Source organism: Acidobacteriota bacterium (genome assembly GCA_030774055.1).
Classification (GTDB): domain Bacteria; phylum Acidobacteriota; class Terriglobia; order Terriglobales; family Acidobacteriaceae; genus JACPNR01.
This window is the reverse complement of the sequence record JALYLW010000101.1, coordinates 1-14,324: the sequence shown is the minus strand read 5'-3', so window position 1 is coordinate 14,324 and position 14,324 is coordinate 1. Positions and strand designations below refer to the sequence as shown.

At 63.4% G+C, this 14,324-nt stretch carries 13 protein-coding genes; 2 read left to right on the top strand and 11 right to left on the bottom strand.

All coding sequences use genetic code 11. The features are described from left to right. The 8 genes from tsf to M3P27_08320 all read right to left on the bottom strand — a co-directional run. On the bottom strand, positions 1-516 hold a 516-nt coding region (gene tsf / locus M3P27_08355), incomplete at its 3' end, for a translation elongation factor Ts (GenBank protein ID MDP9268318.1). 180 nt (positions 517-696) lie between these two features. Continuing rightward, positions 697-1,614: a 30S ribosomal protein S2 gene (gene rpsB / locus M3P27_08350; GenBank protein ID MDP9268317.1), complete on the bottom strand. Its 918-nt coding sequence runs from the start codon at positions 1,612-1,614 to the stop codon at positions 697-699. A gap of 206 nt (positions 1,615-1,820) precedes the next feature. Beyond that, complete coding sequence (rpsI, locus tag M3P27_08345; protein MDP9268316.1) at positions 1,821-2,216, bottom strand: 30S ribosomal protein S9; 396 nt, start codon at positions 2,214-2,216, stop codon at positions 1,821-1,823. A gap of 86 nt (positions 2,217-2,302) precedes the next feature. Then, positions 2,303-2,797 carry a 50S ribosomal protein L13 gene (rplM, locus tag M3P27_08340; protein MDP9268315.1) on the bottom strand — a complete coding sequence of 165 codons (495 nt, stop codon included), beginning with the start codon at positions 2,795-2,797 and terminating at the stop codon, positions 2,303-2,305. 182 nt (positions 2,798-2,979) lie between these two features. Further along, on the bottom strand, positions 2,980-4,107 hold the full coding sequence (locus M3P27_08335) for an ABC transporter permease (GenBank protein MDP9268314.1): 1,128 nt from the start codon (positions 4,105-4,107) through the stop codon (positions 2,980-2,982). Between the two features lie 149 nt (positions 4,108-4,256). After that, positions 4,257-5,225 (bottom strand): DUF4292 domain-containing protein, encoded by a 969-nt coding sequence (locus tag M3P27_08330; GenBank protein ID MDP9268313.1) that lies wholly within the window; start codon positions 5,223-5,225, stop codon positions 4,257-4,259. A 119-nt stretch (positions 5,226-5,344) separates the two neighbouring features. Further along, entirely contained in the window at positions 5,345-6,337 is a 993-nt protein-coding gene (gene mltG, locus M3P27_08325; protein ID MDP9268312.1) for an endolytic transglycosylase MltG, read from the bottom strand. A gap of 52 nt (positions 6,338-6,389) precedes the next feature. After that, complete coding sequence (locus M3P27_08320) at positions 6,390-7,538, bottom strand: AI-2E family transporter (protein MDP9268311.1); 1,149 nt, start codon at positions 7,536-7,538, stop codon at positions 6,390-6,392. A gap of 77 nt (positions 7,539-7,615) precedes the next feature. Here M3P27_08320 and ruvX point away from each other — a divergent pair, with 77 nt between their 5' ends. Next, positions 7,616-8,083: a Holliday junction resolvase RuvX gene (gene ruvX / locus M3P27_08315; protein MDP9268310.1), complete on the top strand. Its 468-nt coding sequence runs from the start codon at positions 7,616-7,618 to the stop codon at positions 8,081-8,083. Between the two features lie 19 nt (positions 8,084-8,102). Here ruvX and M3P27_08310 read toward each other — a convergent pair whose 3' ends face one another. The 3 genes from M3P27_08310 to aroE all read right to left on the bottom strand — a co-directional run bounded on the left by M3P27_08310 (position 8,103) and on the right by aroE (position 12,381). Next, a complete protein-coding gene (locus M3P27_08310; protein MDP9268309.1) occupies positions 8,103-9,884 on the bottom strand; it encodes a protein kinase in 1,782 nt (593 codons plus the stop codon). A gap of 113 nt (positions 9,885-9,997) precedes the next feature. Then, a complete protein-coding gene (locus tag M3P27_08305; GenBank protein MDP9268308.1) occupies positions 9,998-10,654 on the bottom strand; it encodes a DUF1287 domain-containing protein in 657 nt (218 codons plus the stop codon). Positions 10,655-10,767: 113 nt separating this feature from the next. Next, positions 10,768-12,381 (bottom strand): shikimate dehydrogenase, encoded by a 1,614-nt coding sequence (gene aroE, locus M3P27_08300; GenBank protein ID MDP9268307.1) that lies wholly within the window; start codon positions 12,379-12,381, stop codon positions 10,768-10,770. A gap of 294 nt (positions 12,382-12,675) precedes the next feature. On the opposite strand from aroE, the gene M3P27_08295 reads away from it, so the two are divergent. Continuing rightward, a complete protein-coding gene (locus M3P27_08295) occupies positions 12,676-14,205 on the top strand; it encodes an OmpA family protein (GenBank protein ID MDP9268306.1) in 1,530 nt (509 codons plus the stop codon). Positions 14,206-14,324: the final 119 nt, after the last annotated feature.

Below are 14,324 nucleotides of genomic sequence, written 5' to 3'. Positions count from 1 at the left end.
GGTCTGCTCCTTGATGAAGGGCTGCTCGTAGAGGCAGACCTCCTCATAGAACTTGGCCATCTTGCCTTCGACGATCTTCTCCACCACGTTCGCCGGCTTGCCGGTCGCGGCCGCCTGCGCCCGATAGATGTCCTTCTCGCGATCGAAGTCTGCCGCCGTCACGTCTTCTTTGCGGACGTACTTCGGATCGGCCGCGGCGATGTGCATGGCGATGTCTTTCACCAGCGTCTGGAAGTCGTCGGTGCGGGCGACGAAATCGCTCTCGCAGTTGACCTCGACCAGCACGCCGATCTTGCCGCCGGCATGGATGTAGTGTCCCACCGTGCCTTCGCTGGTCACGCGCGCGGCCTTCTTCGCCGCCGTCGCGATGCCCTTCTTGCGCAGCAACACCACCGCCTGCTCCACGTCACCCTTCGACTCGGTAAGCGCGTTCTTGCAATCCATCATGGGAGCGCCCGTCTTCTCGCGGAGCTCCTTCACTTGCGTGGCATTGATATTGGCCATAGTAGTGCTCATAAGGTCCCTATTCTTCCTGTTACGGGTCAGACAAAAGCCGTTCAGATAAAACCCGCGCCGGAGGAGCACGCGGGTCATCACTGAAATCACTGGGCTGAATTCAAATGACGAGTGATTAGATTCCGCAGGACGACAAAAAGACTCACGTCAAAAGGCTCAGCGGGATAACGCCCGGTAGGCCTACAGAGTCTCGACGTGCGCTGCTTCGATCTCCGGCTTTTCCGCCACAGCGCCCTTGCGGGCCGGTTGCGACGCTTCCGCGCCCTCGCTCTCCGCGCCCGCGCCGGCTGCCTGGCCTGCACCCGAGACGCCTTCGCCTGAGCCCTCGCCTGCTGCCGAGACGCCGCCGTCCACGGCGCCGGCTTCGTTCGCGGCGCCCGCGCCCGAGCCCGGCATGAAGCCTTGCTTATCGGTCGCGGCCTGCGCGCCTTCGACCACCGAATCGGCGATCTTCGAGGCGAACAGACGGATGGCGCGCAGCGCGTCGTCGTTGCCCGGGATGACGTAGTCCACTTCGCTGGGATCGCAGTTGGTATCGACCACCGCGACCACCGGGATGCCGAGCTTGCGCGACTCCCGCACCGCGATCTGCTCCTTGTTGGAGTCGATCACGAACACGACGTCAGGCAAGCGGTCCATCGACTTGATACCGGCGAGGTTCGCTTGCAGGTGCTTGCGCTCGCGCTCCAGCTTGATGACTTCTTTCTTGGGCAGCAGGTCGTAGCGGCCGTCCACCGCCATCTCGTCAAGCTCTTTCAGGCGCTTCACCGACTTCTGCACCGTCACCCAGTTGGTGAGCAGCCCGCCGAGCCAGCGATTGTTCACGTAGAAGCCGCCACAGCGCTTGGCTTCTTCCGCGATCGCATCCTGCGCCTGGCGCTTGGTGCCTACGAACAGGATGGTGCGGCCTTCCGCCGCCGAATCCTGCACGAACTTGGACGCTTCTTTGAACATCTTGAGCGTCTTCTGCAGGTCGATGATGTAGATACCGTTGCGCTCGCCGAAGATGAATTCCTTCATCTTGGGATTCCAGCGCTTGGTCTGGTGCCCGAAGTGGACGCCCGCTTCGAGCAGCTCTTTCATGGTGATCGTCGCCAAACAACCCTCCTTATTGGATTGCATCCTTTGCGGCTCGACCGCCCGCTCCGGATTACTCCCGTCTTACCCCGCCTCCCCATGTGGCGAGGACGAGAAATTTAAAGCTAGTTCTCAGTAGTCAGTTCTCAGTTCTCAGAGAACCAACTTTTTCCACCAGTTCGCCGGCTCTGAGAACTGAGAACCGGGAACTGAGAACGCGAAGCCCTTTAGCGCTTCGAGAACTGGAACCGCTTGCGAGCGCCCTTCTGGCCGTACTTCTTGCGCTCCTTTTGGCGCGGATCGCGCCGCAGCATGCCTTCCGCCTTCAACTTCTTGCGAAACTCGATGTTGAACAGCAACAGCGCGCGGGCAATGCCCATGCGGCATGCATCGGCCTGGGCATTCACGCCGCCACCGGCCACGCGCGCGATCACGTCAAAGGTAGCCGCGGTGTCGCTCGAGACGAGCGACTGCTTGGCCGCCACGCGCTGCGCTTCGGTCACGAAGTACTCGTCGAAGGCGCGGTCGTTGATGGTGAAGTTGCCGGAGCCGGGACGCAGGAACACGCGCGCCGTCGAACTCTTGCGGCGGCCGGTCCCGTAGTACTGAACTTGTTCTGCCATAATTCGCTCTTAGCCTCTGGCTCTTGGCCTTTGGCCTGAAAACCTTTCTCCTAAAAATATGCAGGTCATGCGAGCTGCGAAAACTTTTATGCGGACTTCGCCGTCGCCGTCTTCTTCGCCGCCCCCGCAGTCGCACTCTTGGGCGAGCTCTTGCGCGCGATCACCATCGGCTTCGGCTGCTGCGCTTCGTGCGGATGCTTGTCGCCGCGATACACCTTCAACTTGGTCGCCATCTGCCGGCCGAGCTTGGTGTGCGGCAGCATGCCGGTGATGGTGTCTTCGATCAGGCGCTCGGGCGCGCGCTCGAAGCGCTTCTTGAATTCCTCAGTGCGCAAGCCGCCGGGAAACCCGGTGTAGCGGTGATACTTCTTCTTCTCCGCCTTCAGCCCGGTCACGCGGATCTTCGACGCGTTGATGATCACCACGTGGCTGCCCATATCGAGGAACGGCGTGTACTGCGGGTTCTCTTTGCCGCTCAGGAGACGCGCCACGCGCGCGGCGAGCCGGCCCAAGGTCTGGCCGTCAGCGTCCACCACGTACCAACTGCGCACAATCTCCCCTTTGGGGAAATATGTAGACATGCAAACTCTCCAAATTAAAGATAAGAACAGGACTAACGAGAAGACCGCTGAGGACTTCCGACTCACGCAGGACGTACCTGAAGAGCGCCTCTAGACGGGCAACTGCAGACCAGCAAAGACTTTACGATACAGGAAGCTGCGAGAAACTGTCAACGGAACGGGACCACGTTTCTAACCGCTGGCTACTCGTACGCGAGCGCGTCGATCGGGTCCTTCTGCGCGGCCTTGAACGCCGGATAGAGCGCGCCCAGCAGCGCGCCGCCCACGGCGATGAGCGACGCATACACCAGCCAGATACCCTCGATGCGCACCTGCAGCGTCGGCATGTAGCGCACGATGGTCATGCTGGCGGTGTAACTGATGAGGATGCCCAGCACGATCCCGACGACTGCCAGCAGGATGGTCTCCCGCAGGATCAGCCGGATGATGTAGAGCTTTGACGCGCCCAGCGATTTCAAGATGCCGATCTCGCGCGTCCGCTCCATCACCGCCGTGTACATCGCTTGAAAGATGACGATGAAGCCGATCACCACCGCCACGCCCACCACCACCGAGATGAATGCGGAAAGTCCGGGCACGTGCTCCGGCGTCATCAGCGACATGTACTCCTGCATCGAGCGCACGACGTACTGCTCCATGCCGGGGATGGCATTGATGGCGCGGTGTGCTTCATCGGTGTAGCGCGGGTCATCGAGCTTCACATAGAAGATCGAGGCCTTGCCCTCGGAGCCGGTCAGTTCCTGCAGCGTGCTCATGGGCAGGAACTTGCGCGCGCCTTTGCCGTGCTCGATGATGCCAGAGACGCGGAATTTATGGTTCAGCACGTCCACCGTGCTGCCCACCTTGATATGTTTGCTGCGCGCGAGGATGTCGTCCACGATGATGTCGTCGGCCTTCTGGAAGGGTCCGCCGCGCATGTAGTGCAGGGCGCCACTCACGTTCTCGAAGGAATCGGCCGGGTCGCCGAAGGGCGGCAGCGCTATCCCGTAGATGACTTCGAGGTTTCCCGAGGTCGTCACCTGCGTGATCACCGGCACGGCCGCGGTGACGTGCGGCACCTTCTGACGGATGACCTGCGCGATCTTCTGCGATACCGGTGCGCCGCTGAGCGCGGTGAAGTTGCTCGACCCCGGCGGCTGCACCATCAGGTCGGCGCCGATGCCTTTCTGGCGCGCGGCAGCATCCTTCAGCATCCCGAGCGCGAAGCTCACGATCACCAGGATGAGCGTGACCTCGACCGCGATCGCGATGATGGATATCAGCGAGCGCAGCGGGCGATGCACGAGATTGGAGACCACCATCTTGTTCATGAGGAAGTACTCAGTACCCGGTACTCAGTACCCAGTGACCGAAAAGAATAGCAGGTTGAGGGTGCGCAGCTTGCAATCAGCGATTTGCGATTGGCAGAGGCTCAACCCGCTGGTTGCTGATCGCTAATTGCTAATCGCTGATTGCTGGTTCAGCGCGCGCCCGGTCCTTGCGTGCTCGGCTTGGTTGCCGCTGGCGGCGGCGCCGGCTGCTGATCGGGCTGGTCCAAACGGACGAGCTGCGAGCCGGGCGGCTGGGGCAGGTCGAACTGGTCGTTGCGGATATCCTCATTCAGCTTCAGCTTCACGATAGCGAGCTGCACCGTGTACTCCTCCTGCGGCCGATAGATGGTGATCAGCGAAGGGAAGAGCAGGTTGTCGTAGACCTGAAAGTTGTCGTAATGGGCGTCGGTGGCGACGTTGCCGTTCTTGTCGTAGACGATCTGGCGGTGCGGCTGCAGGTCATCGCGCGTGAACACGATCTTGCGCGAGAGGTTCCACTTGCCGTCGGGATCGCGCCGCGTCACGATGATGGTGTAGCTCGGCATCTCCATCTGCTTCTTCGACTTCGCGCCGGTCACCACCTCAGTGGTGCTCTCGAGCACCGCCACCTCGTTCTTCGGGTCGATCTCCTGCAGCAGCAGCGCGTCAAAGATGTGCTGCGGACGCAGGTTCTCCAGTGATTGGCCGGCAGCCGCGCGCGTCACGTCGTTGCGCCCCACGATGAAGCGGTTTTTTGCCGGGATGGAGACGCGGAACACCTGCCCGTCACTCACCATGTCGAAGGCCTTGTTGCGCAGCACAGGCAGGAGCCCGATCATGCGGATCTCTTTCGGCTTGCGCACCAGGATGTACCCGCGGATCTCCTGGTAGTCGGTGATCTTGCCCTTCTTCGATCCCCCGGAAGAAGCGGCGATGTCCACCGTGGCATTCAGCGTCTTGACCTTCTGCGCTTCCACGTTGATGCGTTCGACCAGGTCGTCGCGGTTCGATTCCTTCAGCTTGTCAGCGATGTTCCGCTTGGCCACGGTGTGGGTGCGGAACAGACACCCGCCTAGCGGCAATAGCGCCACCAGCGCCAGCAACAGCGTGCCCAGTTGATTCCTTGCGGGAGAGTTCATTCCTTGTTCAGATGAACGACGCTTAATTGGATCAGGCTTGCTCGGATGACGGCGCGCGTTTTCCGCTTTCGCGGTCCCATGTCGCATGCCGTCGGCCCCGGTCGAGACAGTATAAAGCCTCAATGCGGCGCCGTCGCATGCCGATACGCGTCCACGTTGCGCTCATGCTCCGCCGCGGTCGCGGAGAAGCGGTGGTGTCCCTGGTTGTCGCTCACGAAATACAAGAACTCGGTATGCGCCGGATGCATGGCCGCTTCGAGCGCCGCCCGGCCGGGGTTCGCGATCGGTCCCGGCGGCAGCCCCGCGCGTTTGTATGTGTTGTAGGGCGAATCGAGCGCCAGGTCAGACTGGCGGATCACGCCATCGTATTTGCCGATGAGCAGCGAGGCGTAGGCCACCGTCGGATCGGCCCCCAGCGCCACGTTCTTCTCCAGGCGGTTGTAGTAGACGCCGGCCACCACCGGACGCTCTTCCGCGACCGACGTTTCTTTTTCCACGATGGACGCCATGGTCACTACGCGGTGCGTGTTGCCGCGATCGGCTTCCGCCGCCAGGCCGATCTGCTGCGCCGTCTGGCGGAAGCGCCGCACCATCGCCGCCGCCATGTCGTGCATCGTCTGCGTGCGCGTGAATTCGTAGGTGTCGGGGAAAAGATACCCTTCGAGCGACTGCGCTTGCGGATCGAGGTCAGCAATCAGCGCCTTCTCCTGCGCCGCCTTGAGGAATTCGCCGCGCGGACCGAGCCCCGCCTGCTCCACCAGGGCGGCGATCTCGAACATGTTGTAGCCCTCGGGGATGGTGACGGTGTGGGTGAAGATGTCGCCGCGCGCCACGCGGTCATAGACCTCGAGCGCGCTCGCCGGATGGTCGAACTTGTACTCGCCCGCCTTCAGCGTCTTCACTTTCCAGGCATGCAGCGCCAGGAATGCCCACTCGCTGCGGATCACGCCCGCGTCTTTCAGGTCGCGCGCGATCTTCTTAGCCGTCGATCCTGGACGCAGCAGTAGGAACTGTTGCGTGCTTCCGCCCGCAGGGACGAAGAGTCCGTAGGCAATGAACACTACCCCGATGAGGATGGCGAGAAGGATTAGTTTGGCCAGGGTCTTTAGCAAAGCAGAAGTTTAGATGAATCCGCAGCGATCCGCGTCCATGGGCAGCGAAAAACTACTCCCCCATCCATGTCCCGTAGGGTTGCAGCGCCTCGATGTGGTCGAACATGATCTTCATCGCCGCTGTGATCGGGATGGCGAGGATCAGTCCCCAAGCTCCCCACAGCCATCCCCAGACCAGCAGCGCGATGGTGACCGCCAGCGGGTTGAGTTGCAGCCGCTTGCCCAGCACTTTGGGATAGAGCACGTTGATGGCGAACAGGTGCAGTCCGAGGATAGTAAGGATGATGACCAGGATTTCCGGCGTGGTCTCCTGTCCGAAGGCGGCGAGCAGTGGCGGCACCATGGCCAGCACCACGCCCAAATACGGCACCAGGCTGAGGAATCCGGAGAGGAATCCGAGCACGAAGGCGTTGGGTAATCCAATGGCGAAGAACACAATGGTCGTCAGCAGCGAGGTGAACACGCCGATCAGCAGGTTCCCCAGCATGAACGCCTTGATCATCTTCGAGATGCGCCCCAGGGTGACGTAGGCAGTGTTGCGGTTCTCCATCTTGAACAGCATCACGGTGGCGGCGCGAACGTGCTCCTGCCACGTCAGCATGAAGAACACCAGGAAGGGGATGAACGATACCGCCAGCACCACTTCGGTGAAGCCACCGAGCGAGTTCGAGAGATACTCCGTCCAGTTGGTTTGCTGCTCCACCTTCACCGTGTTCTTGTCGGGCGGTGGCGCCGGGGTAACGGCTGCCGTGCTCTGCTCGAGCTTCTGCGCCTTGGCGCGATACTCGTCCGCGATCTTGCGGACTTTTTGCGTGTACTGCGGCAGCTCGTCGATGAACACCATGGTCTTGCCGTAGATGTAGTACCCGCCCAGGTAGATCAAGCCGGCGATGATCAGCATCACGATGCCGGTAGCCAGGGCGCGCGGCATGCGGGTGCGCTCCAGCAAGCTCACCGCGGGCTCGAGCATGAAGGCGATCAGCACCGAGACGAGCAGCGTGATGAGCACCAGCTTCGCCAGGTAGACCACCGCGAACGCCGCCAGCGTGGTCAGCAGCACGTTGGCGGTGGCCTGGGTGCCGCTGGAACGCTCGATGTGGCGCGTGCTGCTGTCGAGGGTGCGCGGACGCAACTCGCCCGCCGGCTCGGGCTCCACGCCCAGCAACTCCGTCAGCTTGCCTTGTGGTTCGTGTGGACTCATGGTGTGCTCGCTAAACGTAGTGGTCGCTAAGCGTCATCTTAGCCGAGGTTCCGCGCCATCATGCCTATAATCGCGGAGTGGCGAACCCAAACGATAATGCGGCGCCGGAGCCGCCGCCCGCGCATAAAAGGATCCTGGCGCTCGACGTGGGCTCGCGCCGCATCGGCGTGGCGGTGTCCGACGCGCTCGGCATCACCGCGCAGGGCCTTACCACCATCCAGCGCAAGAACAAGAAAACGGATTTCGCCGCGCTGCGCCGCCTGCTCGAGGACTACGCCGTTGCGGAGATCGTGGTCGGCTTTCCGCTGCGCATGAGCGGTGAGGGCGGTCCGATGGCCGAGCAGATGACGCTCTTTGCCGGCGAACTGCGCGCCAAGTTCGCCTTGCCCGTCCATCTTTGGGACGAGCGCCTGACCTCGGCGGAAGCGAATCGCATCCTGCGCTCCACCGACATGAGCATCGAGAAGCGTGCCGGCGCCGTGGACCGCATGGCCGCGGTGCTCATCCTGCAAAGTTTCCTCGCGGCACGCGCGAGTCAGGGATGAAAGCCGCGCGGCAGAGCGGCTAGCGAGTTCCATTGATGCGGTCGGCTAGCGCCTTCAACTCTTCCGCGGTTAAGTTACCGGTGAGCACGAGTTGATCGCTGATCGTAGATTGTATGATCGCGACCTGCAGCAGCTCGCCGCCCGCCACGATGCCCATCTGCGTGCCGATATTGTCCGAGGTCGCTTTGCGCATCTTCTCGCCACCCGCCGGCGTCAGCGTGAACAGTAGCGCCGGCCTGCCGTTCTCCTCGGTCACCGAGGCCTGCTGGATGGCCTTCTCGTCCACGATCGCCTCCGGCTCTAGCACAAACATCTGCGCCGGGTTCGTCCCCTTGAGTTGGAACCTATTGGGGAAAGTCTGGGCTGGAGTCAGATATTTCGTCCACGGACCAGCCACCAAGCGGAACTGCACGCTGGCGCGCGGCCCGACGGGTTGCTGATCGCGCGCCCGCCACAGCATCGCGCCGCCCACGCCGAGCGCGGCCAGCAACAACACCGCGACCATCACCATGAACTTGCTGCGCGGCTTGGGCGCGGGCGTAGCCGCTTCCTTCGGGGGGATCGGGGTCGGGGATCTTCCCGGCACGGTCTGCGCAATAGGTTCCTGCGCCACGAACTCCATGGCCGACTCCGGCGACGGAAAATCACGCACCGCATACTCATGCTCCGCCGACTTCCATGTCATGGGTGGCGGGGTTGACGGCGGCGGGGTTGTGCTAGGTGACGACGACGGCGGCGTGTGGATGACCGTCACTGCCAGCGGCGTGACATCAGCGGTGGAATCCGCGGACGCCGCCGCTTCTGCTGCGGCGACAGCAGCAGCGTCCAGCGCCGCCATCATCTCTTCCGCATCGGCGAAGCGGTCTTCGCGGCGTTTTTCCAGCGCCTTCATCACCAGCGCGCCGACCGCCGGCGGGATCCCCAGGTCAGGACGCTCGCGGTCCGGCGCCACCGGGACCGTCCCCAAGTGGTGGCGTATCCACTGCTGCATCGTCTCCGCCTGGAAGGGCAGGCTGCCCGTCATGGCTTCGTAGAGCACGACGCCCAGGGAATAAAGGTCAGCGCGGCCGTCGATGGAATCGCCCGGCAGTCCCTCGGCCTGCTCCGGGGACATATATTGCGGCGTGCCCAGCACCGTGCCCGCCACCGTGGGCGTTGAACCAACGCCACCGGCGCCACCGACCGAGGTGTGGTAGCCGGGCCGTATCTTGGCGATGCCAAAGTCGAAGACCTTCACCGTCTCCGCCCCGTCGGGCGTGCGGATGGCGAGGATGTTCTCCGGCTTGATGTCGCGATGCACGATGCCGAGTTGGTGGGCGGCGGCGAGCGCGGCGGCGACCTCGCGCCCGATGCGGAGCACGCGCGCGAGCGGCAGCGGCGCCGGCTTGCCCGCGAACGTCTCGCGCTCGAGAACGTCGCGCAGGCTGGGGCCTTCGACGTACTCCATCACCAGGAAAGGACGCCCGTCTTCGGTGCGGTCGATGTCGTCCACGCGCACGGCGTTGGGATGCTGCAACCGCCGCGCGATCTTGGCTTCCGTCTCGAAGCGTTCGAGGAAGAGCGGCTCGGCCACGAGCGTGGCGCTGATGAGCTTGAGCGCGCGCAGCTCGCCGAACACGCGGTGCCGCGCCTTGTAGACCGTCCCCATGCCGCCGCTGCCGATCTTTTCCAGGATGATGTAGCGGTCGCGCACCGTCATCCCGGGCGCCAGGTCAGAGACGCTGCGCAGCGCGCCGCGGTCTTTCGGGCAGATGCTGAAGTCGCTGGGATAAGTGGTGTGGCAGGTCTCGCAATATTTCATGCGCGCACGTTTTCGGAAACGCGTCGCGCAGCGGGGTCCCAGCCAGCGAAGACCATGCGGGCATACTAAGGATGCGGAGGAGCATGGTCAACGCGCGGCTTGCTTGTCCGGAGTCACTTGCCAAAGTAGCGACAGCGTCCGGTGAGCTTCCAGTCGAAGAGGACATCTTCCACCTGCGGACCGGCGCCGATGTTGTGCTCCACCATCCAGCGTCCGCTGGGGCCTTTCACGTTCACCACCATGCCGACGTGCGGCAGGTCGCCATCCTTAATAAGGTTCCACATCACAATGTCGCCGGGCGCGTAGTCGGCGGCTGACGTCGAGAGCGCCAGCGTTTTGCCGTGGCGGCGGAAGAAGGCGGCAAGGTTCGGTACGCGGCGATGGTCGATGTTCTTGTCCGGACGGCGCGCGCCCCACTTGTGCGGATAGGCGTTCCACGCCGCGATCATGTCCTCGTGGACCTTCTGCTGCAAGTCGATGCCGGCGGCGCGATAGATGCGCACGATCTCGTCGGCGCACACACCGGTATCGGCGGGGACGTCGCCGCCCGGATACGCGATGGCCACGTACCTCGGCTCGTAGCGTGCAGGATGATGGGGACGATCGAGTGCCGCGGCGACGAGCGCCGCGGTGAGTTCGGCGCGTGATAGTACCGGTGGCTTGGGCGGTGGCTGCATCCGCGACTGCTGCGCTGCGGCGAAAGCCGCGAGCAACATTGAGAGGACGGCGATGTTCGCGAAAACGAAAGCCAAGCGACGCATGCCCAGCATGACACCGCATCTCGCCGGAATGTTCCAATGCTTTTTTTCGCCGAGCGAACCCCCTTCAGCACGGAGCGGCAAAGCAGGGCCGCGAGCGCCCGGCGGCAAGCTGAGGGCAGCGCCTAGCGGCGCTTCTTCTTGCTCTTGCCGCCATTTTTGCGCACACCGGCAGTGGCTTCGGCGGCTCTTTGTTCCAGCGCCATCAGCACGGTGTGTTGCATGTCGGCGACGGGCGCCGGCTTGCCACTCCAGATCTCGAACTGGCGCGCGCCCTGCTGCACGAACATCTCGATGCCGGGGATGACGATGGCGCCACGTTTCCTGGCCAGTTGCGTGAAGCGTGTCTCGGCCGGGTTGTAGACCATCTCGAATACGTACTTCGCGTTGATCTCTTTCTCGCTCAAGGGCGACGCTTTCGAGGCGCTCTTCGCACCGCCCTTCGCACCCCCCATCCCGACGGGCGTGGCGTTCACGATGCAGTCGAACACCAGCTTCTTCAATTCTTTCTTGCCGACATACTTCGCGCGTGCCTGTTTGGCGAGTTTCTTTCCCGACGAGGCGGTGCGGTTGATGATGTAGACCTCGCTGCCCCGCTCTTTCAATCCCCAGACGGCGGCGCGCGCCGCCCCGCCCGCGCCCACGACCAGCACCTTCGAGCCTTGCAGGTGGAAGCGCTGCTCCAGCGGACGCACCACGCCGGCAATATCGGTATTGAATCCGTAGAGCTTGCCCTCCTGCGAGCGGACGACGGTGTTGCAGGCCCCGATCTTCGCGGTGAGCGGGTCGGTGTTGTCGAGGTGCTTCATGAGCTCTTCTTTGTAGGGCATCGTCACGGAGAGACCATGGATGGGGATATCGCGCACGCAAGCGAGCAGGTCTTTCAGCGTCTTGGCATGGAGCGCGAGGTAAACGCCGTTGACGTTCTCGCGCCGGAAGGCCACGTTCATCATCGCGGGCGAGAGCGAGTGCGCGACCGGATCGCCGACCACGCCATAGACGCGCGTGGCGGCGTCTACCTGGTCGATGCGATAGGTCTCGCGCAACGTCCGGTGGGCGATCTGTCCGGGAGCCGTCTCTTCACCGGCGGAGGCGGCGCCGAAGGTGAAGACGCTGCCCGCGCGCACGCCCAGCACGCGGCTGATGATGCCCTGCTCACCCATGCAGACGCCGATCATGGAGTAGCGCTCGCTCTGCCGCTCCAGGAACTTCATCATCACCACGTTGTCGGAGAGCGACTTGGCGGTGGTGATGACTTTGTAGAAGTCGGCAGGATGGCGGCGCATCTTCTCGAACGTCTTGTCGAGATCGCGGGTGGCGCGGAAGTCGTGGAAGCTGAGGATGAGCGCGGCCGAGTTGCGGACGCGGGTGAAATCCTGCGGACGCATCTGGTTGGCGGTCTGCAGCTCGATGTCGACGAGCTGGCACCCGTTGTTGGCGGCCTTGATCAGGATGTCGAGCTGCGCGGCGACGGTGCCGCGGAACTTTCCGCCATTGGCCGCGCGGCGACAGGTGGCGATCACCAGCGCGTGCGGATAGTAGTCCGCGAAGCGCTTGATGCGCGCGAGGGCGCTCGCCGGCTTGCGCAGATAATCCAGCCGGAACTCGAGGAATGGGTTCTCGCGGACGACGGCCTCAGCTTTTTCTATCATTTCCACGGGGTCGGCGCCGGTGATGGCTACAGAGATGCGCGGCAGGCGCGCCGGCAGCAGCCGCGGAGTGTAGGTGAGGGAGGCCATCTTATTGAAGAATAAGCGGCGAGGATGATACACGACGCCCGAGCTTAATCTACAACAGCCCGGCCGTTTGGCCGCGAAGCCATTGAACCAACGTACCTTAGGGGTAAACAGTCGGCTATTGACCCCTTAATACCCGTTTGCTAGCGTTCGTCCACTGGGTTTCGTGTGGGCGGTTTTGGAAGGCCCCGAACAGGGAGCTGTCTGGCCCCACGGCGCGCGGCGGTGTGATGGCAACCCATCACACAGCACTGCGTGGCCGGCCCCGTTTCTCCGGCCCGAGTCCTTGGAGGAGTCATGCAAAAGAGATTTCTGGTCCTGATGGTGATCGCGGCGGCAGCGGCGCTGGCCGGTGCGCAAGAGCAAGGCCTGGAGAGGCACGCGACCACTGAGGTGCTCGGCGCCAAACAAGTGGTGCAGGGACCGACCTATGAAGACGTCTACTGCGCCGGCTACATCACCACGCAACCGCCGCGGGAGCTCGGTTACGTCTCCGGCAACTGGAACACGCCGCACGAGACCCTGACCGGCACGCACAAGACCATCTACCTGCATGGCTCGGGCTTCGAGGTGGGCAAGGAATATGAATTGATCCGCCACGTCCGCGATCCCGACCATGCCCGCGTCTACCATGGGCAACTGGAAGCGGTGCGCGCGGCCGGCGAGACTTACTTCGAGATCGGCTCGGTGAAAGTGCTCGATGTGCGTGGCACCACCGCCATCACCGACGTCAACTTTTCCTGTGACGGCATCCATCCGGGCGACCTGGTGGTGGCCATGCCGAAGCGGGACATCCCGCTGTACCACGGCGCGGCGCCCTTCGACCGTTTTGCTCCGCCCAATGGCCGCACCAGCGGCCGCATCATCCTGGCACGTGACTATGACTGGTTGATCGGCTCGCGCTCGCAGGTGATGCTCAACCTCGGCGCCGAAAAAGGCGTGAAGGTCGGCGACTATTTCCGCATCACCCGCACCTATGAGCACACCGCCAAGGATGAGGTCGATCGCATCTCGCTCGGCGCGCGCGACATGGTGGATACCGATATGGTCAATCCCAAGCTCGTCACCGCGGAGAGCATGCGCGACCTGCCGCGGCGCAGCCTGGGCGAGATGGTGGTCACCAACGTGACCCCAAGATCATCGACCGGCGTGGTGACCTTCGCGCTGGAAGAGATGTTCCTCGGCGACACGGTGGAGATGATCGACGTGCCGCCGCCGCCGGCTCCCGAAGCCGGGCCGCGGCCCATGGGCCCCACCATCGCGTGTACGGCCGCGCCCAGCACGGTCCGCATGGGCGACAACTCGAACATCAATTGCGATGCCGCCAGTCCGGATAACCGTCCGCTGACGCTGGCGTTCGCCACCGACCGCGGCACCCTGGCCCAGCGCGACACCACTGCCGTGCTCTCCACGCGCGATACCGGCGTTGGACCCATCACGGTGAGCGCCACGGTGACCGACGACCGCAATCTCTCGGCCTCGACTGCGGTGGTAGTGAACGTGGAAGCCGGTTCCGGGCCGCAGGCCAGCCTGGCCGGCGAGGCGATGTTCAGTATGAACAGCGCTCGGGTGGATAACCGCGCCAAGGCGATGCTCGATGGCATCGCGCTGCGCATGAACCAGGAGCGCGATTCCAAGGCCGTGATCGTGGGCTTCAGCGATCGGGACGAGCGGGCCGGACTGGCCATGGCACGCGCGAACAATGTGAAGGCTTACCTGACCCAGAGCAAAGGCATCGATGCGAGCCGCATTTCCACTCGCGCCGGTGCGGGCCCGGGCAAGAAAGCTGAAGTCTGGATCGTCCCGGCCGGGGCCAGCATGCCGTAAGTAAGTTGCGTAGGGAGAGAGCGGGCGTCCGCCACGGCGGGCGCCCGAGTTTTTTGGGGGCGGGCTGCTTCGCTCCTTCGCGCTGGCGCACTCGTGGTTTTTAAGGAGCGCCGGCGTCC

What these genes read in the sequence shown, in the direction of transcription:
- M3P27_08295 (MDP9268306.1), top strand. Translation starts at nt 12,676, where the DNA reads ATGCAAAAGAGATTTCTGGTCCTGATGGTGATCGCGGCGGCAGCGGCG.
- M3P27_08320 (MDP9268311.1), bottom strand. Translation starts at nt 7,538, where the DNA reads ATGAGTCCACACGAACCACAAGGCAAGCTGACGGAGTTGCTGGGCGTG.
- aroE (MDP9268307.1), bottom strand. Translation starts at nt 12,381, where the DNA reads ATGGCCTCCCTCACCTACACTCCGCGGCTGCTGCCGGCGCGCCTGCCG.
- rpsI (MDP9268316.1), bottom strand. Translation starts at nt 2,216, where the DNA reads ATGGCAGAACAAGTTCAGTACTACGGGACCGGCCGCCGCAAGAGTTCG.
- M3P27_08335 (MDP9268314.1), bottom strand. Translation starts at nt 4,107, where the DNA reads ATGAACAAGATGGTGGTCTCCAATCTCGTGCATCGCCCGCTGCGCTCG.
- M3P27_08330 (MDP9268313.1), bottom strand. Translation starts at nt 5,225, where the DNA reads ATGAACTCTCCCGCAAGGAATCAACTGGGCACGCTGTTGCTGGCGCTG.
- rplM (MDP9268315.1), bottom strand. Translation starts at nt 2,797, where the DNA reads ATGTCTACATATTTCCCCAAAGGGGAGATTGTGCGCAGTTGGTACGTG.
- M3P27_08305 (MDP9268308.1), bottom strand. Translation starts at nt 10,654, where the DNA reads ATGCTGGGCATGCGTCGCTTGGCTTTCGTTTTCGCGAACATCGCCGTC.
- M3P27_08310 (MDP9268309.1), bottom strand. Translation starts at nt 9,884, where the DNA reads ATGAAATATTGCGAGACCTGCCACACCACTTATCCCAGCGACTTCAGC.